This is a genomic window from Haemophilus sputorum HK 2154 (genome assembly GCF_000287615.1).
In the GTDB taxonomy this organism is placed as follows: Bacteria; Pseudomonadota; Gammaproteobacteria; order Enterobacterales; family Pasteurellaceae; genus Haemophilus_A; species Haemophilus_A sputorum.
On the sequence record NZ_ALJP01000009.1, the window covers coordinates 654,739 to 675,426 of the forward strand.

The window sequence follows — 20,688 nt, forward strand, 5'->3', positions numbered from 1 at the left end:
ATGAAATTAGTAACGAATACCGCCAAATGAGGTGTCATAGCTGTGATTGCCTTCAAAGGTTGCAATACCAGCCGCTTCTTTTGCGCCATTGCCAAATAAGCCACCTTGATATGTCCCTTCTTGTAACAAGGTACTCGCACGACCGCTAAATTTTGTACCGTTTAACTGCGTTTGGTGTAACGTAATATCTTGTGCTCGACCATCTGAAAGCAATGAAAATTCAACTTTTCCATCTACCGTTTTTTTGTCGAAATCCACATTTAATCTGGTTTTACCGCCCTTACTTGGCTGCCCTGTTGTGCCATTTACCCAGTAAGCATCACCTAAATAAGTCGCTGTGCCGCTTGGTAAATTAGTTGCGGCTGTTCCTTGGTAACGCACTTCTTTCACCGTCTTCGCATCGTTGATCCAAATGCCGTAGAAAGAATCGTTACTATTTTGACCATATAATTCGCCGTCCGTGGTTTTTGCACCAATATCGCCTTTAGCACTGTTATCTAAATCCACTTTAGTATTATCAGGTGTCGTTGCGGTTCCACTACCACTACCACCGCCACCACCACTACAAGCAGTTAAAAATCCAACTAAAATTGCAGAAAGAAGTAATTTTTTCATTTTCAGATCCTTATGATGAGTAAAAAAACAAGTTTTTGCTTACTTATTGTTAATAGATGAGTAAGTTGATTTAATTCTACTTATCTATTGCGCTGTTTTCAAGCTTAAAAATCGACAAAATGTGAATAAATAAGTATTTAAGTAAAGACGAAAAATGGCACAGCTATTGGCAGCAGCAACAGACAAGTTAATTGGGCAACGCATTCAGCAAAAAAGGAAAGAATTTGGTTATTCGGCAGAAAAATTGTCGGAAAGCATCAATTTATCTCAGCAACAACTTTCTCGTTATGAACGAGGCGCGAGTAAAATTAATGTAAATCATCTGATTGATATTGCCATCTTTTTTAAAACACCGATCAACTGGTTTTTTCAAGATTGCATTCCTGAAGAATTAATTGCAGGGGATTTAAAAGAATTAGAGCTGAATCAAAAATGGGATAATTTGTCCATTGAACAAAAACGGGCGTTTATTTATTTTTTAGAAACGTTGAGATAAATTTTAGGAAAAAAAACTGCAACATTTCTGCTGCAGTTTTATCTAATCTAATTTACAAAAGTAAATTACGCTTGACCTTTAACTTCTTTTAAGCCATTAAATGGTGCTGGTGTACCTGCACGCTCTAATGCTTCTTCAATACGGATTAACTGGTTGTATTTTGCTACACGGTCTGAACGGCTCATTGAACCAGTTTTGATTTGACCTGCTGCAGTACCTACCGCTAAATCTGCAATAGTTGCATCTTCAGTTTCACCTGAACGGTGTGAGATTACTGCTGTGTAACCTGCATCTTTAGCCATTTTAATTGCTGCTAAAGTTTCAGTTAATGAACCAATTTGGTTGAATTTGATTAAGATAGAGTTTGCGATACCTTTTTCGATACCTTCTTTTAAGATTTTGGTATTAGTTACGAATAAGTCATCACCTACTAATTGGATTTTATCGCCTAACACTTTAGTTTGGTATGCGAAACCTTCCCAGTCAGATTCATCTTGACCATCTTCGATAGATACGATTGGGTATTCTTTTGTTAAACCTTCAAGATAGTGAGTGAACTCTTGAGAAGTGAAAGTTTTACCTTCGCCTTTTAACTCATAGTTACCAGTTTCTTTGTTGTAGAACTCAGAAGATGCGCAGTCCATCGCTAAAGTGACATCTTTACCTAAAACATAACCTGCTTTTTCAACTGCTTCTTTAATACATGCTAAAGCATCTGCGTTAGATGCAAGGTTTGGCGCAAAACCACCTTCATCACCCACTGCAGTATTTAAACCTTTACCTTTTAATACTTTTGCAAGGTTGTGGAATACTTCAGCACCGATACGTAATGCTTCGCGTAATGTTTTCGCACCAACCGGTTGAATCATGAACTCTTGAATATCAACGTTGTTGTCTGCGTGTTCACCACCATTGATGATGTTCATCATTGGTAATGGCATAGAGTAAACGCCCGGTGTACCGTTAAGTTCTGCAATGTAAGCATAAAGCGGTAAACCTTTAGAAGCTGCTGCAGCTTTAGCAGTTGCTAAAGATACTGCTAAAATTGCGTTCGCACCAAATTTAGATTTGTTTTCTGTACCATCTAAATCGATCATGATTTGGTCGATTTCAGCTTGTGCAGAACCATCTTTACCAACGATAGCGTTTGCAATTTCGTTATTTACCGCAGAAACAGCTTTTAATACGCCCTTGCCTAAGAAACGAGATTTGTCACCATCACGTAATTCTAACGCTTCACGAGAACCCGTTGATGCACCTGATGGCGCAGCAGCTAAACCAACAAAGCCACCTTCTAAGTGAACTTCAGCTTCAACGGTAGGGTTACCACGAGAGTCGATGATTTCACGACCGATTACTTTAACAATTTTAGCCATTGTTGATATCCTCTAATTGAGATTTAATAAAAAAAGAATACGGTATATAGTAAAGAAAATTTCTTTTTTTGTCCTCAAAAAATACGCTTTTACTCGTAAAATCCGACAGAAAATTCCTACTATTAAGTAAACTGTTGGGATTATAGCAGAATTTGCAAATCTTGGTAAATTTTATACCGCTTGAGAGGTATTTATGCTTGTTTTTTTGATCTATTCACTAGAAAAGTCAGAACTTCATAATGTGCACTATGAGCAAACATATCGAAAAGTTGCACTTTTTCTAACTGGTAATTGGTCAGTGAGACGAAATCTTGCGCCATCGTTTGCGCATTACAACTAGAATAAATCAGGTAATCGGCACCGCAATCGTTAAGAAATTCCGCCAGTGGCTTACCAATACCACGTCTTGGTGGATTTACAATCACTAAATCTGCAACTTTGCCACTTTGGTTTAACGCAAACCGAGCAGAATCTAGTGCATCAAAACGGACTTGTTTCATTCCTAATTGTTGTGCTGATTTTGTTGCACTTGCAATGGCAGAAGGCGAAATCTCAATTCCCGTTAACGCAACGTTAGGATTACGTGCTTGTAAAGCTTTAGCACAATGCAGCCCCAAACCGCCTACGCCACAGAAAAGATCCCAAAGATGTTCAATCGGTAAATTCGCTACCCAATCTTGTGCGGTTTGATAAAGCTTTTCTGCAACCTGTGGATTGGTTTGAAAGAAACCTTGGGGGCGAATAAAAAGTGGCACACCATTAAAATGCTCTTCAATCGTATGTGTTTCAGTTAAGAAAATCTCCGTTTCGCCCTCCAACACAGCTGCATGCTGTGGTTGAATATTTAAACTCACTACGGAATTTTTCGGTAATTTGGCTAATAAATTAGGCAACTCTCGCTCAACAAGCGGTCGTTTTTGCTCACTTCTTAACACAAAGCGCAGCATGACTGACTGGTTATAGCGACTTTGAGTCAGCAAAATATATTTTAGCTCGCCTTTTTTCTTGGCAATGTTATATGGCACAAGCCCTGCCCGCGCAATAAAATCTTTAAGAATAGGGAAAATTGTCCTAAATTCATTCGGATAAAGTGGGCAATCCGTTAAATCTACGCCACTAGTAGGATCCTGATTATCTTTTAATAAACCAAGAATAGGGCGTTCAACACTGCCACTGACCACCATTTTGGCTTTATTGCGAAATTGCACCAACGCAGAAGATACCGAGGGTAAAATCTGCGTATTTTGCAAAGTAAACGGCAAAATTAACCGCTTGAGTTCGGCTTCTTTCTCTGTAAGCTGCTCAGCATAAGGCTTTTCTAGCCATTGGCATGAACGGCAATTGCCCGAACTATAATGATGACAGTTTAATTTCATGCGTTCTGTTGTGCTTTCCAATCTAACCATTTCCCTTGCCATGCCGATAACTGATTGCTTGCCTCTCGGTAACGGCTTAAGCTTTCTAAAGTACGCCAATCTATGTTTTTACGTTTCATTAAACTTAAATGACGCTCAGTTTGCGCTTTTGTAGGCTGATATTTCAACCCATCTAATACTTGCACTACACCTTGTGGTTCATTGCAAAGTAAAAGCAAATCACAACCAGCCTGAATCGCTTGTTCACTACGCGCAACAAAGTCGCCCATAAAACCCGCGCCTTTCATGCCTAAATCATCAGAAAAAATTACCCCATTAAACCCTAATTGTTCTCGCAATATTGTTTTAAGCCAATAAGTAGAACCGCTAGCCGGTTGACTATCACATTGCGTGTAAACCACATGTGCCGGCATAATGGCTGACAGTTTATTTTTAGCAATTAATTGTTTAAAAGGTTGAATATCTTGCTCAAAAATCGCAGATTTTGGGCGATCATCAAACGGGGTTTCTAAGTGAGAATCCGCAAGCACATGCCCATGACCAGGGAAATGTTTACCTGTGGTTGCCATGCCCATTTCTAGCATGCCATCAATAAAAGCTTCTGCAAGCGGTAACATTTCTGACACATTTTGCGAAAAAGCACGATCGCCAATTGCTTTACATTGATGACCTAAATCCAATACAGGCGCAAAACTTAAATCAATGTCTAAAGCAAACATTTCAGCCGCCATTAACCAACCCGCTTCTTTAGCGATAGCCTGTGCTTCTGCCGCATTTTCAGCTAACGTGGCAAATGATTGCATTGCTGGTAGCTGTGTAAATCCTTCACGAAAACGTTGAACTCGACCGCCTTCTTGGTCAATTGTAATCAGTAATGGCTTTTTCACACGTTGACGAATATCTTGAATGAGCGCTTGAATTTGGGCTTTATCAAAAAAATTACGGCTAAAAAGAATTAACCCCGAAACTAGCGGATGAGATAAAATCTCCACCTCTTCTTGGGTTAATTCTTTGCCTTGAATATCAATCAATAACATATTTTTTCCTAGAAAAAAGCCCTCCAAAATTGAAGGGCGTCTAATTAGTTTGCAGTGTTTTTTTCTTGCAAATGCTTTACTTGGTTGCGACGCATTCTAATATTCAGCAACTCAACGACCACAGAAAAGCCCATTGCCGTATAAATTGCTGATTTTGGAATGTGAATATTAAATCCTTCTGCAACAAGTGAAACTCCAACTAAAACTAAGAAGGCTAACGCTAAATTTTTAATCGTTGGATTATGATCAACAAAGAAACCGATTGGTTTTGCCGCTAACATCATCACAAGTACCGCAATTATGATCGCTAAAATCATCACAGGAAGATTGTCCGCCATAGCTACTGCGGTAATCACGGAATCAAGCGAGAAGATAATATCCATCAATGCAATTTGAATTAAGATCATCAAATAGCTCGCTTTTTTCGCTGATTCGCGAGATTCATGATGCTCTTCTGCACTCACTGATTCTTTTAATTCCATCGCACTTTTTACAATTAGGAAAAAGCCTCCGATAATCAAAATTAAATCGCGCCCTGAAATCCCTTTTTCCCCGATGAAAAAAAGTGGGTCAACTAAGTGCATCATCCATGAAAGAGAAAGAAGCAGTAACACTCGCATAATCATAGCCAACATTAACCCAACAATACGAGCAGATTGGCGACGATTTTGTGGTAATCGGGAAACTAAAATACTGATCAAGATAATATTATCAATCCCTAACACAATCTCTAGTGCGGTTAGGGTAAAAAGCGCAATCCACGCTTCTGGATTGGCTATCCATTCAAACATAATTTAACCTTTTAATAATAAAAATAAGGCTGGTTTTACACCAACTTGAAAGGTCGTAATCATAACGATCGGCGGACAAAAATTAAAGTCTTTCCCGTAAAAAGTTCTGTAAAATTTCTCGCGTAAAAGACTTTCGTAAATAGAATCCTAAAGGCAATGTTTGAATGGGTTCACCATGCTGATTTACAGCATCGGTTAAAACTTGACTATTTTTTCCTTTTGGGCGCAACTGTAGCACTTCGCCATGTCTTGCATCAATTTCTGAAAAGCGTCCAAAAGCAATAAGCTCCATTAACTCTTCCCAATCTTGTTGTAATTGACGGGATTGTTCGCGATTCGGCTGCCACAAAATTGGTTGGCCAATATGCCTTTGCGCTAACGGAATATCGCGGCTGCCTTCAACTGGTATCCATAACACCCGCTGTAATTTATGTCTTACATGTGAAGTTTGCCATGTTACACCATGATTAAGCACTAATGGTGCAAGGCTAACAAAGGTGGTTTCAAGCGGTTCGCCTTGTGCATTTATTGGAATAGTTTTCAGTTCAATACCTAAATGCGCAAAATCTTGCTCAGGCTTGCTTCCAGCTTTAGCCCCTAATGCTACTTCAATTAATTGACCAACCCAGCCTTTATTTCGCTTTAAATCTGGTGGCACTGGCATTTGGAGAAAAGCAGCAATATCGCCTAGCGTAAAACCAGCAAGCCATTGTGCTTTTTCCAATAATTCAGCTTCTGTATGAGAATATGTGGCTAACTGCACCATAAATGAATAATAAGCTAATTACATCCACGCATTGCTACGAATAACACCAACGGCAATGCCTTCAATTTCAATGTATTCTACACGCGGATCAACAATAATTGCTTCAAGTTCATCATTTTCAGGATGTAAGTAGATTAAATCGCCTTTTTTCTCTAAACGTTTTACTGTGACTTCATCTTCTACACGAGCAACCACAACCTGCCCATTTTTAGCATAATTCGTTTTGTGCACAGCTAATAAATCGCCATCTAAAATGCCGATATTCTCCATGGAATTTCCATTGACTTTTAGTAAATAGTCTGCACTTGGGTTGAACATTGCACCATTTACAGGATAATGACATTCAATATGCTCAATAGCTTCAATTGGGCTGCCTGCAGCCACTTTACCAATTAACGGTAAGCCGTCATCATTAGCAGCTTCATCTTCATCGTTAACTAAAATTCGAATCCCACGCGATGTGCCAGAAAGCATTTCGATATAACCTTTACGTGCAAGTGCTTTTAAATGCTCTTCTGCGGCATTTGGAGATTTAAAACCAATTTCACGGGCAATCTCAACACGTGTTGGAGGCATGCCGGTAGTACTAATATGGTTTTTCACAAAATCAAAAATTTCTTGCTGACGAGCGGTAAGATGTTTACGAGCCACGTTATTTCTCCTGAGGTTTTATACAGAATTTTTGACATTATATACAGTATAATTAAATTTGTAACGCATTTTTTTGAAAAATTATGCTAAACTGCCCTTTTATAAATTGGCAGAAAATAAAAAATAACAAAGGAAAAAATAATGTCTAGCCTGTTAAATTTTTACCGTCAGCTTTTAAATATTCCGCTTTCTTTATTGATTAAATCTCGGTCTATTCCAACCGATCCAATTAGTGAGTTAAACCTCGATTTAACTCAGCCTTTACTCTATGTTCTACCTTATACTTCTCAAACCGACTTACTTATTTTACAGAAAAATTGCAAAGCATTAGGGTTACCTGATCCACTAGAACCTAATCAGCTACATGGGCAAGTCTTACCGCGCTTTGTATTCTTAGATGAAAGTCGCCGTTTTTTTAAATCAAAAGGGGTAAAAGAAGAAACCCTAAAAACCGTACAGGACTATTTAAATTTACATAAACAGCATGCCGAAATGGATGTGCAATTACTCCCAGTTTCTGTTCTTTGGGGACGCGCGCCAGGTAAAGAAAAAGCCCCGAATTTACGCTTTTTAGGCGTATTCCAACGCATTTGGGCAACACTTTGGTATGGGCGTGATAATTTTACCCGCTTCTCTCAAACTGTCTCGCTAGGTGAGATGATTAAAACACATGGAAATGATAGCCAACTGGCAAAAAAACTCTTCCGTGTAGCTCGCCTCCATTTTGCTAAACAACGCTATTCAGCAATGGGTCCAAAATTGCCTGATCGTCAAGCCATGTTTAACAAATTACTGGATTCAGCTGCGCTGAAAAAAGCAATTGCAGATGAAGCAGAAAATAAAAAAATCTCACCTGAAAAAGCACGACAAGAAGCCGAAAAAATTCTTGAGGAGATCGCTGCTAAAGTTAACCATGAAAGTTTACGTATTGCAGATCGCATTTTAAGCTGGCTTTGGAACAAGCTATATCAAGGCATCAATGTACAAAATGGCGAACGTGTGCGTAAATTAGCGTTAGAAGGGCATGAAATCGTTTATGTTCCTTGCCACCGTAGCCACATGGACTACTTACTTCTTTCTTACATTTTATATCATCAAGGTTTAGTACCACCGCATATTGCTGCGGGTATTAACTTAAACTTCTTCCCTGCAGGGCCACTTTTCCGCAGTTGGGGGGCATTTTTTATTCGCCGAACATTTAAAGGAAACCGTCTTTATTCCACCATTTTCCGCGAATATTTAGCGGAATTATTCTATCGTGGCTATTCAGTGGAATACTTTATTGAAGGCGGTCGTTCTCGTACAGGGCGTTTACTTGAGCCAAAAACTGGCATGATGTCGATGACCTTGCAAGCCCTTCAGCGTGGTTTAACTCGTCCAATCAGTATTGTGCCGGTTTATATCGGTTATGAACATGTATTGGAAGTAGATACTTACGCAAAAGAATTACGTGGCGCAACCAAAGAAAAAGAAAATGCAGGTTTAGTACTCCGCGTAATTAAAAAACTGAAAAATCTGGGACAAGGTTATGTGAATTTCGGTGAACCTATTCAGCTGAATAACTATTTAAACCAACATTTCCCTGATTGGAAACAAGAAGCTGACGAAGCTCGTCCAAAATGGTTAAACCCTGCAGTAGATAAAGTTGCAAACGAAGTGATGGTTAACATCAATAAAGCAGCTGCATTAAATGCTAAAAACCTAATTGGCTCGATTTTATTAGCTTCTCGCCAACGCGCACTAAGCCGTGAGCAATTACTAGAACAAATCAACAGCGTACTAGAATTAGTTAAGGCAGTACCGTATTCAGATGATATTACGATACCAAATGATGATGCAGAAACCATGCTTAATCACGTATTAGCTCTACCGCGTGCAGGTGTGATTACACAAAAAGACAGCTTCGGTGAAATGATTAGCCTTGAAAGAGAGGCCGCAGTACTAATGACTTATTACCGCAATAATGTGCAACACTTATTTGTATTGCCATCATTAGTAGCGAGCATCATCTTACATTTAGAAGCAGTTTCAAAAGATTTAATCATTAAATGCGTACAACAAGTTTATCCGTTCTTAAAAGCAGAACTCTTCTTGCATTTTGAACCTTCTGAAGTTCGTCATCAGGTGGAATTGATTCTTGCAGAATTTGCACGTCAGCATGTGATTAAAGGCGAAAGCGATCTATTTAAGATCAATCCACCAGCATTACGGACATTACAACTTCATAGCAATGGCGTACGCGAAGTGCTACAACGTTATTACATCGGCTTGAGCTTGTTAATGAGCCAACCTGAAATTTCACGTAGTGAATTTGAAAAAGAAAGCCGCACAATTGCACAACGCTTATCTGTATTACATGGAATTAACGCGCCAGAATTCTTTGATAAAGCGCTCTTCTCAACCTTTAGTAATACGCTCAAAGTGCAAGAATATTTTGATGAAGAAGGCAAAGCTATCGTTGCCAAAATTCAACCAATTGAAGAATTGCTACGTAGTTTAATTTCCGTTGAGATTCAACTCACTATTAAAGGGGCAATGGAAAAAGAAGCGTAAAAGTCATCAAGCAAGCGGTGTGATTTTGTAAAAACTTTGCAAAATTACACCGCTTGTTTTTATTATCCGCTATAATTACGCAAACGTTTGCTTTTTATAACTAGAGGATTTTTCTATGACTACATTAGGTACTCCACTTCGTCCAAGCGCAACCAAAGTAATGATGCTTGGTTCAGGTGAATTAGGTAAAGAAGTCGTCATTGAGCTACAACGCTTAGGCGTAGAAGTGATTGCGGTTGACAGATATGAAAATGCACCAGCTCAACAAGTTGCACATCGCGCCTACACTATTTCAATGCTTGATGGCGAAGCACTAGCAAAACTTATTGAACAAGAAAAGCCTGATTATATTGTGCCAGAAGTGGAAGCGATTGCGACTGCTACACTTGTCGAATTAGAGCAAGCTGGCTATAACGTAATTCCAACGGCTAAAGCAACCCAATTAACCATGAATCGAGAAGGCATCCGCCGTTTAGCGGCTGAAGAATTGGGGTTAAAAACCTCACCTTATCGTTTTGTTGACAACTTTCCTGATTTCCAACAAGCCATTGCAGAAATTGGCATTCCTTGTGTCGTCAAACCCATCATGTCTTCTTCTGGGCATGGGCAATCAATTATCAAATCTGATGCGCAAATTGAACAAGCTTGGCAATATGCACAAGAAGGTGGCCGAGCTGGCGGTGGACGAGTTATTGTCGAAGGTTTCATTAAATTTGATTATGAAATTACCCAATTAACCGTACGTCATGTTGGTGGTACCGCTTTCTTAGCCCCTATTGGTCATCGTCAAGAAAACGGTGATTATCGCGAATCTTGGCAACCACAAGCAATGTCAGCCTTAGCTCAAAAACGTGCACAAGAAACTGCAGAGAAAATTACCACTGCTTTAGGCGGGCGTGGCATTTTTGGTGTAGAGCTTTTTGTTTGTGGCGATGACATCATCTTCAATGAAGTTTCTCCTCGTCCGCACGATACCGGTATGGTGACGATGGCATCCCAAGAGCTCTCTCAATTTGCTTTGCATGCTCGCGCTATTTTAGGTTTACCGATTCCAGAAATTTATCAAATCAGCCCTGCTGCTTCAAAAGCGATTGTAGTGGAAGGTAAATCAGATAATGTTCGATTTGCGAACCTAGAGAAAGTATTATCTGAAGCTGGAGTTAATTTACGCTTATTCGGTAAGGGAGAGGTCAACGGACATCGCCGTTTAGGGGTTATTCTTGCCCGTGATGAAAGCACTGAAAAAGCGCTTGCAAAAGCCGAACACGCTTATCAGCAATTAGAAATCCAACTATAAATAAAGCCCGATGTATTTTTTTACATCGGGCTTTACTTTTATTTATTAGATACCGCTACTTGCACCGCTTTAATGGCTAATATTAACGAACCACCAACTAGGCTAAAGGCTTTGCTGCCAATAATACAAGCGGTCTTTTTTTCACTATCTTTTCCAAATATTAAGCCTAGATAGCAAAAAACCTGTTATCAACTTTGATAACAGGTTCTTCAATCATTCGGTTAAATCGTTAAGATTAACCCATACCGTACTTTTTTAATTTTTTACGTAAAGTACCACGGTTAATACCAAGCATGGTTGCTGCGCGAGTTTGGTTGCCGCGAGTATATTGCATTACCATATCTAACATTGGGTGCTCAATTTCAGATAATACTAATTCGTATAATTCTGTTGGGTCTTCGCCGTTTAATTGTGCTAAATAGTTTTTTAATGCGGCTTTTACGTTATCGCGAAGCGGTTTTACCACTTGTTGACCTTGTGCATTTAATAATGTCACCGTTAATGGGTTATTTACTGGTTGTTCAATCATTTTTCTATCCACTTTATTAAAGAGATTTTACAAAATTTTCCAACGCATTAAGTTGTTCATAAGTTGTTTCTAATGCATTGAAAGTGCGTTTAAAAGTTGAATTCGGCATCAATCTTTCTACATACCAACCAACGTGCTTACGCGCAATTCGATACCCTTTCTCTTCTCCATAGAATTGATGTAGGTCTTCAATATGCTTCAACATCAGCTGGCTTTTTTCCTCCAATGAAATAATAGGAAGCGTGCCGTGCGCTAAAAATGCGCTGATTTCCTTAAATATCCAAGGGCAGCCATAACTTCCTCGCCCAACCATAACGGCATCTGCACCTGTATAATCAAGCACAAATTTCGCTTTTTCGGCAGAGGTAATATCGCCATTTGCAATTATCGGAATCGAAACCGCCTGTTTGACTGCTTTAATACTGTCATATTCTGCTTGTCCTTCAAATAAACACGCTCGTGTTCGCCCATGAATGGTCAATGCAGAGACCCCCGACTGTTCAGCTATCTGAGCAATCTCTAAGCAATTTCGATTATCTTGATCCCAACCTGTTCTAATTTTTAGTGTGACAGGCACATCTACAGCATTTACAACTGCCGATAAAATTCGAGCAACCAAATCAGGTTCACGTAATAAGGCAGAGCCTGCCATCTTTTTGTTTACCTTTTTTGCTGGACAGCCCATATTGATATCAATCATTTGAGCGCCGTATGCGACATTTACCTTAGCTGCTTCTGCCATTTCAGTTGGATCAGAACCTGCAATCTGAACCGCATTTAATCCGATTTCATGATGATGCGCCAAGCGCAACTTCGATTTTTCGGTATGCCAGACATCAGGATTTGTGGACATCATTTCTGAGAAAGTCAACCCTGCCCCTTGTTGATGACACAAACGGCGAAATGGCTGGTCAGTAATGCCCGCCATTGGCGCGAGGAAAATACGGTTTTTAAATTCATATTGTCCAATACGCATTGGCTGACTCTCTTCACATTGCCCCAAATAAAAAGAAGTAAGGCATCCCCTACTTCTTGCTTTCCCAATACACAAGCTCAGCTTGCGTTAAGGTTGCGCATAATACCGATTTTTTAAGCATTTTGGAAGTCTAAATTTTCGACAATTTCACAATTTTTTAAACTTTTTTGAAAATTAGCCTAATTTCTCGGGATTTCTGTGTGAGTTAAACGCGCAATTTTGCCTTGCCAGCATAATTCAGCCATCACAGCTGGATAGAAATGAACCTGAGACTGATCATGTGTTAAAGCACAAACCAAATCAAACACTAAAGGCAAATGCGAAATGAGTAACACGTTTTTTGCGCCTTCATCTCGCAAGAAATCTAAATAATCCACTACAAGTGATTGATTACCATCCGGTGTAATCTCTTCCCATGTTTCAACCAAATTGGTAAAAGATTGCGAAAATCCGACCGCTTGTAGCCCCAGCTTAACTGCTTCAAGCGTTTGTTGGGTGCGCAAATAAGGACTGACTAAAATTTTATCTAGCTGAATTTTTGCCTGATTAAGCCGATTACCTAACCACTGCCCTTGTTTTTTTGCCATTTCAATGCCAAATGGGGTAAGCGTTCTCGCACTGTCTGAACTTGCCGAAAAGCTCGCTTCACCATGGCGCATAATCCAAATATTCATCAGTTAATTTCCTGTATAAGGTTTAAAGTCTAACGATTTAGGCGTATAATGCACTTCGTTTGAGTAAGTCGCAAGACGCTTAGAAAAAATTTTCAAAATCCATCAAAACTACGGAGTTAATCATGTCTAGAAAACTGAGAAGAACCAAAATCGTTACTACCTTAGGGCCAGCAACAGACCGCGACAATAACTTAGAGCGTATTATTGCAGCAGGCGCTAACATGGTGCGTATGAACTTTTCTCACGGTGTACCAGAAGATCATATTGAACGTGCAAATAAAGTACGTGAAATTGCAGCGAAACTTGGTAAAACCGTTGCGCTTTTAGGTGACTTACAAGGTCCTAAAATCCGTGTTTCAACCTTTAAAGACGGAAAAATCTTCTTAAACATTGGGGATAAATTCACTTTAGATGCAGATTTACCACGCGGTGAAGGCCACCAAGACGCAGTAGGTCTAGACTATAAAGATTTACCAAACGATGTAGTACCAGGCGATATTCTGTTATTGGACGATGGTAACGTACAATTAAAAGTATTATCTGTAGAAGGTGTGAAAGTCCATACCGAAGTTATTGTTGGTGGTCCACTTTCTAATAACAAAGGGATCAACAAATTAGGTGGTGGCTTATCTGCGCCAGCATTAACAGATAAAGATAAAGAAGACATTAAATTAGCTGCACGAATTGGCGTAGACTACTTAGCAGTGTCATTCCCACAATCTAGCGCAGACTTAAACTATGCTCGTGAATTGGCTCAAGCTGCTGGTTTAGATGCGAAAATCGTAGCAAAAGTTGAACGTGCAGAAACTGTTGCAACCGAAGAAGCAATGGATGACATCATTTTAGGCGCAGACGTTATCATGGTTGCACGTGGTGACTTAGGTGTGGAAATTGGTGATGCAGCATTAGTAGGCGTACAAAAACGTTTAATCCGTCGCTCACGTAAATTAAACCGTGTAGTTATTACTGCAACACAAATGATGGAATCAATGATCAAAAAACCATTACCAACTCGTGCAGAAGTAATGGACGTTGCGAACGCAGTATTAGACGGTACAGATGCGGTAATGCTTTCAGGTGAAACGGCAAACGGTGACTACCCAATTGAAACCGTGAAATCAATGGCAGAAGTATGCTTAGGTGCAGAATCTATGCCAAGCATCAACATTTCACGTCACCGTATGGAAGGTAAATTCACTGAAATTGATGAAGCAACGGCAATGTCTGCCATGTACACAGCAAATCACTTAGAAGGCGTTTCTGCAATTATCGCATTAACACACTCAGGTGAAACTGCAAAACTAATGAGCCGTATCAGCTCTGGCTTACCAATTTATGCGCTTTCTCGTAACCAACGTGCATTAAACCGTTGTGCGCTTTACCGCGGTGTAACACCAGTATTCTACGATGAAGAAAGCCGTACCATTGATGGCGCGAAAAAAGGATTAGCGATGTTAAAAGAACAAGGTTACTTAGTTAGCGGCGACCTAGTATTATTAACACACGGTGATGAATTAAAAGAAGGCGGTACTAATACTTGCCGTATCTTAAAAGTAGAATAATTCATATCTCACTTTTACAACCCACGTTTCGGCGTGGGTTTTTTGTTAGAATAAGCTTATCCAAAACCCTGATTCAAAAATTGCAAATTTTTATGAAAAAACAACCGCTTGAGATTTGTATTCTCCGTCTTTCTGCCATTGGCGATGTTTGTCATACACTTGCCGTTGTGCAAGCCATTCAACGTCAATATCCTGATGCCCATATCACTTGGATTATCGGTAAACTAGAAGCACAACTCATGGCAGGTTTGCCAAATGTGACTTTAATTCTATTTGATAAAAAATCTGGCTACAAAGGAATGTGTGCATTATGGAAAATGCTCAAAAACAAGCAGTTTGATTTTCTACTAAATTTGCAAACGGCATTTCGCGCATCGATTCTTTCTTTAGGCATTAAAGCTAAGCAAAAAATTGGCTTTAACCGTGATCGCGCACGTGAAATGCAATGGCTTTTTACCAATCAAAAAGTTGAAATTACCGATGCCGTACACGTATTAGATGGACAAATGCAATTTGCAAAAGCAATTGGCGTAAAAGATTTAACGCCACAATGGCAACTTCCTCTTACTGAGAAAGATATCCATTTTGCCCAACAACATCTTTCCACAACACAAAAAAATGTTGTCATTTCACCTTGCTCTAGCAAAGCAGAAAAAGATTGGCTACCAGAACGTTATGCAGAAATTGCAAATTGGTTATTGGCTCATCAGATTAACGTTATCTTAGTTGGCTCTCCTGCCAAACATGAAATTGAGATTTGCCAATCCATTGCTCAACAAGCGCCAGGTTGCCTAAATTTAGTTGGGAAAACAAGCCTCAAACAACTTGCTGCATTGCTAAAATTTGCAGATCTCGTGCTATCGCCAGATACAGGTGCGGCACACATTGCCAGCATTCAAGGCACGCCTGTTATTGGCTTATATGCTATTCATAACCCAGCGCGTACTGCGCCTTATCAAGACCAAGAGAATGTCATTTCGGTCTATGAACAAGCTATTCTTGATTACTATGGAAAACCTTGGCAACAACTTCCTTGGGCGACTAAAGCCAAAAGTAAACAAGGCGAAAATTTGATGGCTCGCATTGATTGCAAAAAAGTAAAAGAAAAAATGATTGCAATTTTAAAAATAAATGAGTAAATTAGCTGCACTACTTCACTATTACATGAGTACAAGATATGAAACTCGCAGCTAATAACATCAATATTCGTGACGAAGCACTTTTATTAACGCCAGAACAATTAAAAACAGAATTACCATTATCTGCTAAACTTGCTGAACAAATTGACGGTTTTCGCAAAGAAATTGCAGACATTATTCATGGCAGAGATGATCGTAAACTGATTGTCATTGGACCTTGTTCAATTCACGACCCCAAAGCTGCTATTGAATATGCACGTAAGCTTAAAGCACTTAGCGATAAAGTGAGTGATAAACTTTTTTTGGTCATGCGTGTTTATTTTGAAAAGCCACGTACAACAATTGGCTGGAAAGGGTTAATTAACGATCCAAATCTTGATGGTTCTTTCGATATTGAAAAAGGTCTACGTATTAGCCGCCAACTCTGTTTAGAAATTGCTAAAATTGGTATCCCTTTAGCTGCAGAAGCGCTTGATCCGATGACGCCGCAATATTTAATGGATCTCTTTAGCTGGGCGGCAATTGGTGCTCGAACCACTGAATCTCAACCACATCGCGAGTTAGCTTCAGGTTTATCAATGGCTGTTGGCTTTAAAAACAGTACTGATGGCAGTTTGAACGTCGCTTTACATGCGATTCAAGCCGCTTCACAAAGCCATAGCTTTTTAGGTATTAACCAAAATGGCCAAGTTACCGTGCTTAAATCTAAAGGTAATCCGAACGGGCACATTATTTTGCGTGGTGGTAAAACGCCAAACTTTGAAAAACCATACATCGAAGCCTGTGAAAAAGCGTTACGGGAAGCTGGTCTGCCTGAAGCAATTATGGTGGACTGCAGCCATGGCAATTCTAATAAAGATTATCGCCGCCAACCGTTAGTTGCTCGCAATGTGCTCGATCAGATTTTATCGGGCAACCGTTCAATTATCGGGTTGATGATTGAAAGCCACTTACATGCCGGTAATCAATCTTCTGAACAACCCGTTGATAAAATGCAATACGGCGTGTCAATTACTGATGCGTGTATTGATTGGGCAACATCAGAAGAAGTATTAAGCGAATTTGCAAGCCAACTTCGTGCCTTACCACTCGCTGCTTAATTTTTAGGGAACTCTATGCCATTAACACACTTACGAGAACAAATTGACGAAATTGATCAACAACTAATTACTTTGTTATCAAAACGCCTTGCATTAGTAAGTGAAGTTGGTCATGTAAAATCTACCCAAGGCATTCCGCTTTATGTGCCAATGCGTGAAGCAGAAATGATTCAAGCTCGTCGAACTGAAGCAGAAAAGCAAGGTGTTCCCCCTAATCTAATTGAAGATATTTTGCGTCGCATCATGCGTGAATCTTATGTGAATGAAAACAAACATGGTTTTAAAACGGTTAATCCAGACATTCAAAAAATAGTCATCGTGGGCGGAAAAGGAAAATTAGGTGGGCTATTTGGTCGTTTTTTAACACAATCTGGCTATAAGGTTGAATCACTCGATCAAGCAGATTGGGAAAATGCCGCTGACATTCTTAACGGTGCAGATGTCGTTATCGTCTGTGTACCGATTATTCATACATTAAGCGTAATTGAACAACTCCAGCCTTATCTTACGCCAAATATGTTACTTGCCGATTTAACCTCAATTAAGCGTGCACCATTAGAAAAAATGTTAGCTGTGCATAAAGGCGCTGTAGTGGGCTTGCATCCGATGTTCGGGCCAGATATCACCAGTATGGCAAAACAAGTTGTAGCTTGTTGTGATGGCCGTTTTGCTGAACGTTATGAATGGTTACTCGATCAAATCCAGATGTGGGGCGCTAAAATTGAAAAAATTGATGCCCCAGTGCACGATCATGCAATGACTTATATCCAAGCGCTACGTCACTTTTCTACCTTTGCATTTGGCTTACATCTTTCTCAACAGCCTGTGGAATTGTCGCAACTTTTAGCACTTTCCTCACCAATTTATCGCTTAGAGTTAGCAATGATCGGACGACTATTCGCCCAAGATGGTGAACTTTATGCCGATATTATTTTAGACAAACCAGAAAATCTTGCTGTAATTGAATCGTTAAAAACCACTTTTGAAGAAAGCTTAACCTTCTTTAAAACGGGCAACCGTGCGGGTTTTATTGAAGCATTCAATCAAGTACACCAATGGTTTGGTCACTATTCTGAACAATTCCTAAAAGAAAGTCGCCTGCTTCTCCAACAAGCAAACGATGCTAGACAATAGCCTTTTTGCAAAATATCTTAAAAAATTAACCGCTTGTAACGACAATTATTCAGCAAGCGGTCTTTTTTCTCTAAAAATTTTCGTAAAAGAATCGCCTTGCTCATTTGAACAAGGCGATTTTATTTAGCCTAATTGGTTAGAAACCTTTTTCTAAGCTGCTTTTTTCACTTTGAAGAAAATCATCGTAAAGATTTGCCAGAAGAAGGCTAGCGCACCGAAGATGAATACCACATCACCAACTAAACGTACCCAACGTAAGGTATCAAATAATGGTTGTTGCATAAATTCTTCACTACGTGCATACCATAAGCCTTCAGAGATACTTGCATAACCTTGAATAATACCGATAGGTAATAAGCTTGATACGATCATGAGCACTAAACCGCCGTTTAATAACCAGAAGCCCCATTTCATTAATTTATCGTTAAATGGCGTATCTGGGCGTAAGTAACGTGCGATTAAGAAAACAAAGCCTAATGCTAAGAATCCATATACCCCGAATAATGCTGCGTGAGCGTGAACGGCAGTGGTGTTCAAGCCTTGGATATAGTAAAGCGAAATTGGTGGATTGATTAAGAAACCAAATACGCCCGCACCTAACATATTCCAGAATGCTACTGCAACGAAGCAGTAAAGTGGCCATTTTAAACGTTCCATCCAAGGTGCTTTTTGTTTCATTGCCCAGTGTTCCCAAGCTTCATGACCTAATAACACTAAAGGTACCACTTCAAGCGCAGAGAATGATGCCCCTACAGCAATAATTGGAGTGGTTGCACCTGCGAAGTATAAGTGGTGGAACGTACCTGGAATACCACCGATTAAGAATAATGCCGCTTCAGTAATGGTTGCCACAGTTGCTGTACGACGTGAAACTAAACCTAAACTTACGAAGATGAATGAAAGTGCCGCTACAGAGAATACTTCAAAGAAGCCTTCTACCCATAGGTGAACTACCCACCAACGCCAGTATTCCATCACAGAAATGTGAGTGTGCTCGCCATAGAATAATGCTGGGCCATAGAATAAGCCGATTGCAATGACAGAAGCGAAGAATAACGCTAATAAGTTTTTATCACCCGGTTGTTTGAATGCGTTCACTGTACCGCGAAGCATTAAGACTAACCAGAATAAGATGCCCGCGAATTTGACCGCTTGCCAGAAACGACCTAAGTCAATGAACTCATAGCCTTGGTGGCCAAACATGAAACTCCATTCTTCAGGAAGAATATGTGCAATCGCTAAATAGCTACCGGTAAACGAGCCAACAACTAATACCACTAATGCCCAGAATAAAATATCCACACCCAATTTTTGGAATTTCGGATCTTTACCACCATTGATGATTGGTGCCAGGAATAAACCACCAGCTAAGAATGCCATCGCAATCCAGAATAATGCTGCTTGAATATGCCATGTGCGCACTAATGAATAAGGTAAGTATTGAGAAATATCAATCCCGTAAAATTCTTGCCCTTCAACGGTATAGTGAGCAACAATTGCTCCTAAATTTACTTGCACAAAGAAAAGCGCTAACACAGTAAATAAATATTTACCTAATGCGCGTTGTGAAGGCGTTAGTTGTAATTTTGTCAGTGGATCAACTTCTGGCGTAGGTGGATCTTGTTCATCTTCTCGTTTTTTGAATGACCAAATCCAAACGACAAAGCCAATTCCTGCAATGAGGAATACCACACTGGCAATAGACCAAACCACGTTTTCTGGTGTTGGTACGTTATTGATTAACGGTTCATGTGGCCAGTTATTTGTGTAACTTGCGTTTGTATTTGGGCGCTCTGCAGAAGCGGTCCAAGCTGTCCAGAAAAAGAATTTCGCTAAGTCTTTGCGTGCTTGTAAATCTGGAAGGGTGTTATCCTTCATAGCAAAATGTTCACGCGTCGTTTTTGTTGCAGGATCATCGCCATATAAAGAAATGTAATATTGTGCCGTTTTATCCATTGCGGCTAAACGCGTATTTGAAAGCACAACGGTACCGTTTTCAACTTTACTGCCACGATACTCTTTAGTTAGGCGTGCCTTTAATAACGTTTGTTGCTCTTCATCAAGAGCCGCAAAGTTTTTACCAAATTCCTGATTTGCACTAATATCTAGCCAGTTAGTTAGCTCACGATGAAGCCAATCTGCAGTCCAGTCTGGTGCTTGGTATGCGCCATGCCCCCAAACAGAGCCCACTTGCATACCGCCAGTAGTTTGCCATGCGGTTTGTCCATGTAAAATATCATCGTGTGTAATCACTTTTTCGCCACTTTCCGAAACATATTGCTGCGGAATAGGTGGTGCTTCGCGATACACTTCAAAGCCGTAGTAGCCAAGAATAGAGAATGCCCCTATTAACACGGCGACTAACATACACCAAAGTTTTTTGTATTGTCCCATAATCACTCCCTAGGTTATATACAATGGAGGGTAAGAATAAATAAGAAAAAGAAACTCAATGTTGCATTGAATTCCTAAGTGAATAAATTCGCTAGAGCGAAAAGTAAAGATCTTACAAGCGTGTAAAATACCCGAGTAATTATATAAACTAAAGAGGCAAAATAAATTACCTAATCTTGAGTAAAAAAATCAACTTTGATCAAGTTTTTATTACTTTTCCAG

Annotated in this window: 18 protein-coding genes; 7 read left to right on the forward strand and 11 right to left on the reverse strand. The window is 39.7% G+C overall.

Going from position 1 to position 20,688, the window contains the following annotated elements; translation table 11 throughout:
• Nucleotides 1-6: 6 nt before the first annotated feature.
• Nucleotides 7-615 (reverse strand): transferrin-binding protein-like solute binding protein, encoded by a 609-nt coding sequence (locus tag HMPREF1128_RS05575; protein WP_007524528.1) that lies wholly within the window; start codon nucleotides 613-615, stop codon nucleotides 7-9.
• A gap of 154 nt (nucleotides 616-769) precedes the next feature.
• On the opposite strand from HMPREF1128_RS05575, the gene HMPREF1128_RS05580 reads away from it, so the two are divergent.
• Nucleotides 770-1,111 (forward strand): helix-turn-helix domain-containing protein, encoded by a 342-nt coding sequence (locus HMPREF1128_RS05580; RefSeq protein ID WP_007525077.1) that lies wholly within the window; start codon nucleotides 770-772, stop codon nucleotides 1,109-1,111.
• A 65-nt stretch (nucleotides 1,112-1,176) separates the two neighbouring features.
• Here HMPREF1128_RS05580 and eno read toward each other — a convergent pair whose 3' ends face one another.
• From eno to lexA, 6 genes are all read right to left on the reverse strand, one after another.
• Nucleotides 1,177-2,487 (reverse strand): phosphopyruvate hydratase, encoded by a 1,311-nt coding sequence (gene eno / locus HMPREF1128_RS05585; RefSeq protein ID WP_007525460.1) that lies wholly within the window; start codon nucleotides 2,485-2,487, stop codon nucleotides 1,177-1,179.
• A gap of 191 nt (nucleotides 2,488-2,678) precedes the next feature.
• Nucleotides 2,679-3,863 (reverse strand): 23S rRNA (uracil(747)-C(5))-methyltransferase RlmC, encoded by a 1,185-nt coding sequence (gene rlmC / locus HMPREF1128_RS05590; protein ID WP_029495296.1) that lies wholly within the window; start codon nucleotides 3,861-3,863, stop codon nucleotides 2,679-2,681.
• Nucleotides 3,860-4,900, reverse strand: coding sequence for a beta-N-acetylhexosaminidase (gene nagZ / locus HMPREF1128_RS05595; protein ID WP_007524183.1), 1,041 nt, complete (start codon nucleotides 4,898-4,900; stop codon nucleotides 3,860-3,862). The genes rlmC and nagZ overlap by 4 nt, the downstream gene beginning before the upstream one ends.
• Before the next feature lie 44 nt (nucleotides 4,901-4,944).
• Nucleotides 4,945-5,691 (reverse strand): TerC family protein, encoded by a 747-nt coding sequence (locus HMPREF1128_RS05600; protein WP_007524112.1) that lies wholly within the window; start codon nucleotides 5,689-5,691, stop codon nucleotides 4,945-4,947.
• 82 nt (nucleotides 5,692-5,773) lie between these two features.
• Nucleotides 5,774-6,454, reverse strand: a complete 681-nt coding sequence (mutH, locus tag HMPREF1128_RS05605) for a DNA mismatch repair endonuclease MutH (RefSeq protein ID WP_029495294.1) — start codon at nucleotides 6,452-6,454, stop codon at nucleotides 5,774-5,776.
• Nucleotides 6,455-6,475: 21 nt separating this feature from the next.
• Nucleotides 6,476-7,108, reverse strand: coding sequence for a transcriptional repressor LexA (gene lexA / locus HMPREF1128_RS05610; protein ID WP_007524646.1), 633 nt, complete (start codon nucleotides 7,106-7,108; stop codon nucleotides 6,476-6,478).
• A 141-nt stretch (nucleotides 7,109-7,249) separates the two neighbouring features.
• Between lexA and plsB the strand changes: the two genes are divergently transcribed.
• Together plsB and purT are read left to right on the forward strand one after the other, a co-directional pair.
• A complete protein-coding gene (gene plsB / locus HMPREF1128_RS05615; RefSeq protein ID WP_007524415.1) occupies nucleotides 7,250-9,661 on the forward strand; it encodes a glycerol-3-phosphate 1-O-acyltransferase PlsB in 2,412 nt (803 codons plus the stop codon).
• Between the two features lie 115 nt (nucleotides 9,662-9,776).
• Entirely contained in the window at nucleotides 9,777-10,958 is a 1,182-nt protein-coding gene (gene purT, locus HMPREF1128_RS05620; protein ID WP_007524380.1) for a formate-dependent phosphoribosylglycinamide formyltransferase, read from the forward strand.
• Between the two features lie 235 nt (nucleotides 10,959-11,193).
• Here purT and fis read toward each other — a convergent pair whose 3' ends face one another.
• The 3 genes from fis to sixA all read right to left on the reverse strand — a co-directional run bounded on the left by fis (nucleotide 11,194) and on the right by sixA (nucleotide 13,137).
• Nucleotides 11,194-11,487, reverse strand: coding sequence for a DNA-binding transcriptional regulator Fis (gene fis, locus HMPREF1128_RS05625; RefSeq protein WP_007524186.1), 294 nt, complete (start codon nucleotides 11,485-11,487; stop codon nucleotides 11,194-11,196).
• 16 nt (nucleotides 11,488-11,503) lie between these two features.
• Nucleotides 11,504-12,463 (reverse strand): tRNA dihydrouridine synthase DusB, encoded by a 960-nt coding sequence (gene dusB, locus HMPREF1128_RS05630; RefSeq protein ID WP_007525550.1) that lies wholly within the window; start codon nucleotides 12,461-12,463, stop codon nucleotides 11,504-11,506.
• 179 nt (nucleotides 12,464-12,642) lie between these two features.
• Nucleotides 12,643-13,137 carry a phosphohistidine phosphatase SixA gene (sixA, locus tag HMPREF1128_RS05635; RefSeq protein WP_007524238.1) on the reverse strand — a complete coding sequence of 165 codons (495 nt, stop codon included), beginning with the start codon at nucleotides 13,135-13,137 and terminating at the stop codon, nucleotides 12,643-12,645.
• A 122-nt stretch (nucleotides 13,138-13,259) separates the two neighbouring features.
• Here sixA and pyk point away from each other — a divergent pair, with 122 nt between their 5' ends.
• From pyk to tyrA, 4 genes are all read left to right on the forward strand, one after another.
• Nucleotides 13,260-14,699: a pyruvate kinase gene (gene pyk / locus HMPREF1128_RS05640; RefSeq protein WP_007525085.1), complete on the forward strand. Its 1,440-nt coding sequence runs from the start codon at nucleotides 13,260-13,262 to the stop codon at nucleotides 14,697-14,699.
• Between the two features lie 92 nt (nucleotides 14,700-14,791).
• The gene (locus HMPREF1128_RS05645) at nucleotides 14,792-15,838 is read left to right on the forward strand and encodes a glycosyltransferase family 9 protein (protein ID WP_007524865.1); all 1,047 of its coding nucleotides are present in this window, start codon (nucleotides 14,792-14,794) and stop codon (nucleotides 15,836-15,838) included.
• Between the two features lie 38 nt (nucleotides 15,839-15,876).
• Nucleotides 15,877-16,938 carry a 3-deoxy-7-phosphoheptulonate synthase gene (locus HMPREF1128_RS05650; RefSeq protein WP_007524581.1) on the forward strand — a complete coding sequence of 354 codons (1,062 nt, stop codon included), beginning with the start codon at nucleotides 15,877-15,879 and terminating at the stop codon, nucleotides 16,936-16,938.
• 15 nt (nucleotides 16,939-16,953) lie between these two features.
• Nucleotides 16,954-18,072: a bifunctional chorismate mutase/prephenate dehydrogenase gene (gene tyrA, locus HMPREF1128_RS05655; RefSeq protein ID WP_007525075.1), complete on the forward strand. Its 1,119-nt coding sequence runs from the start codon at nucleotides 16,954-16,956 to the stop codon at nucleotides 18,070-18,072.
• A 150-nt stretch (nucleotides 18,073-18,222) separates the two neighbouring features.
• On the opposite strand, the gene HMPREF1128_RS05660 is transcribed toward tyrA, so the two are convergent.
• A complete protein-coding gene (locus HMPREF1128_RS05660; RefSeq protein ID WP_007524075.1) occupies nucleotides 18,223-20,466 on the reverse strand; it encodes a nitric-oxide reductase large subunit in 2,244 nt (747 codons plus the stop codon).
• Nucleotides 20,467-20,688: the final 222 nt, after the last annotated feature.

What these genes read in the sequence shown, in the direction of transcription:
- HMPREF1128_RS05645 (WP_007524865.1), top strand. Translation starts at nt 14,792, where the DNA reads ATGAAAAAACAACCGCTTGAGATTTGTATTCTCCGTCTTTCTGCCATT.
- HMPREF1128_RS05580 (WP_007525077.1), top strand. Translation starts at nt 770, where the DNA reads ATGGCACAGCTATTGGCAGCAGCAACAGACAAGTTAATTGGGCAACGC.
- eno (WP_007525460.1), bottom strand. Translation starts at nt 2,487, where the DNA reads ATGGCTAAAATTGTTAAAGTAATCGGTCGTGAAATCATCGACTCTCGT.
- HMPREF1128_RS05660 (WP_007524075.1), bottom strand. Translation starts at nt 20,466, where the DNA reads ATGGGACAATACAAAAAACTTTGGTGTATGTTAGTCGCCGTGTTAATA.
- fis (WP_007524186.1), bottom strand. Translation starts at nt 11,487, where the DNA reads ATGATTGAACAACCAGTAAATAACCCATTAACGGTGACATTATTAAAT.
- plsB (WP_007524415.1), top strand. Translation starts at nt 7,250, where the DNA reads ATGTCTAGCCTGTTAAATTTTTACCGTCAGCTTTTAAATATTCCGCTT.
- purT (WP_007524380.1), top strand. Translation starts at nt 9,777, where the DNA reads ATGACTACATTAGGTACTCCACTTCGTCCAAGCGCAACCAAAGTAATG.
- HMPREF1128_RS05600 (WP_007524112.1), bottom strand. Translation starts at nt 5,691, where the DNA reads ATGTTTGAATGGATAGCCAATCCAGAAGCGTGGATTGCGCTTTTTACC.
- HMPREF1128_RS05650 (WP_007524581.1), top strand. Translation starts at nt 15,877, where the DNA reads ATGAAACTCGCAGCTAATAACATCAATATTCGTGACGAAGCACTTTTA.
- sixA (WP_007524238.1), bottom strand. Translation starts at nt 13,137, where the DNA reads ATGAATATTTGGATTATGCGCCATGGTGAAGCGAGCTTTTCGGCAAGT.
- rlmC (WP_029495296.1), bottom strand. Translation starts at nt 3,863, where the DNA reads ATGAAATTAAACTGTCATCATTATAGTTCGGGCAATTGCCGTTCATGC.
- tyrA (WP_007525075.1), top strand. Translation starts at nt 16,954, where the DNA reads ATGCCATTAACACACTTACGAGAACAAATTGACGAAATTGATCAACAA.
- nagZ (WP_007524183.1), bottom strand. Translation starts at nt 4,900, where the DNA reads ATGTTATTGATTGATATTCAAGGCAAAGAATTAACCCAAGAAGAGGTG.
- HMPREF1128_RS05575 (WP_007524528.1), bottom strand. Translation starts at nt 615, where the DNA reads ATGAAAAAATTACTTCTTTCTGCAATTTTAGTTGGATTTTTAACTGCT.
- dusB (WP_007525550.1), bottom strand. Translation starts at nt 12,463, where the DNA reads ATGCGTATTGGACAATATGAATTTAAAAACCGTATTTTCCTCGCGCCA.
- pyk (WP_007525085.1), top strand. Translation starts at nt 13,260, where the DNA reads ATGTCTAGAAAACTGAGAAGAACCAAAATCGTTACTACCTTAGGGCCA.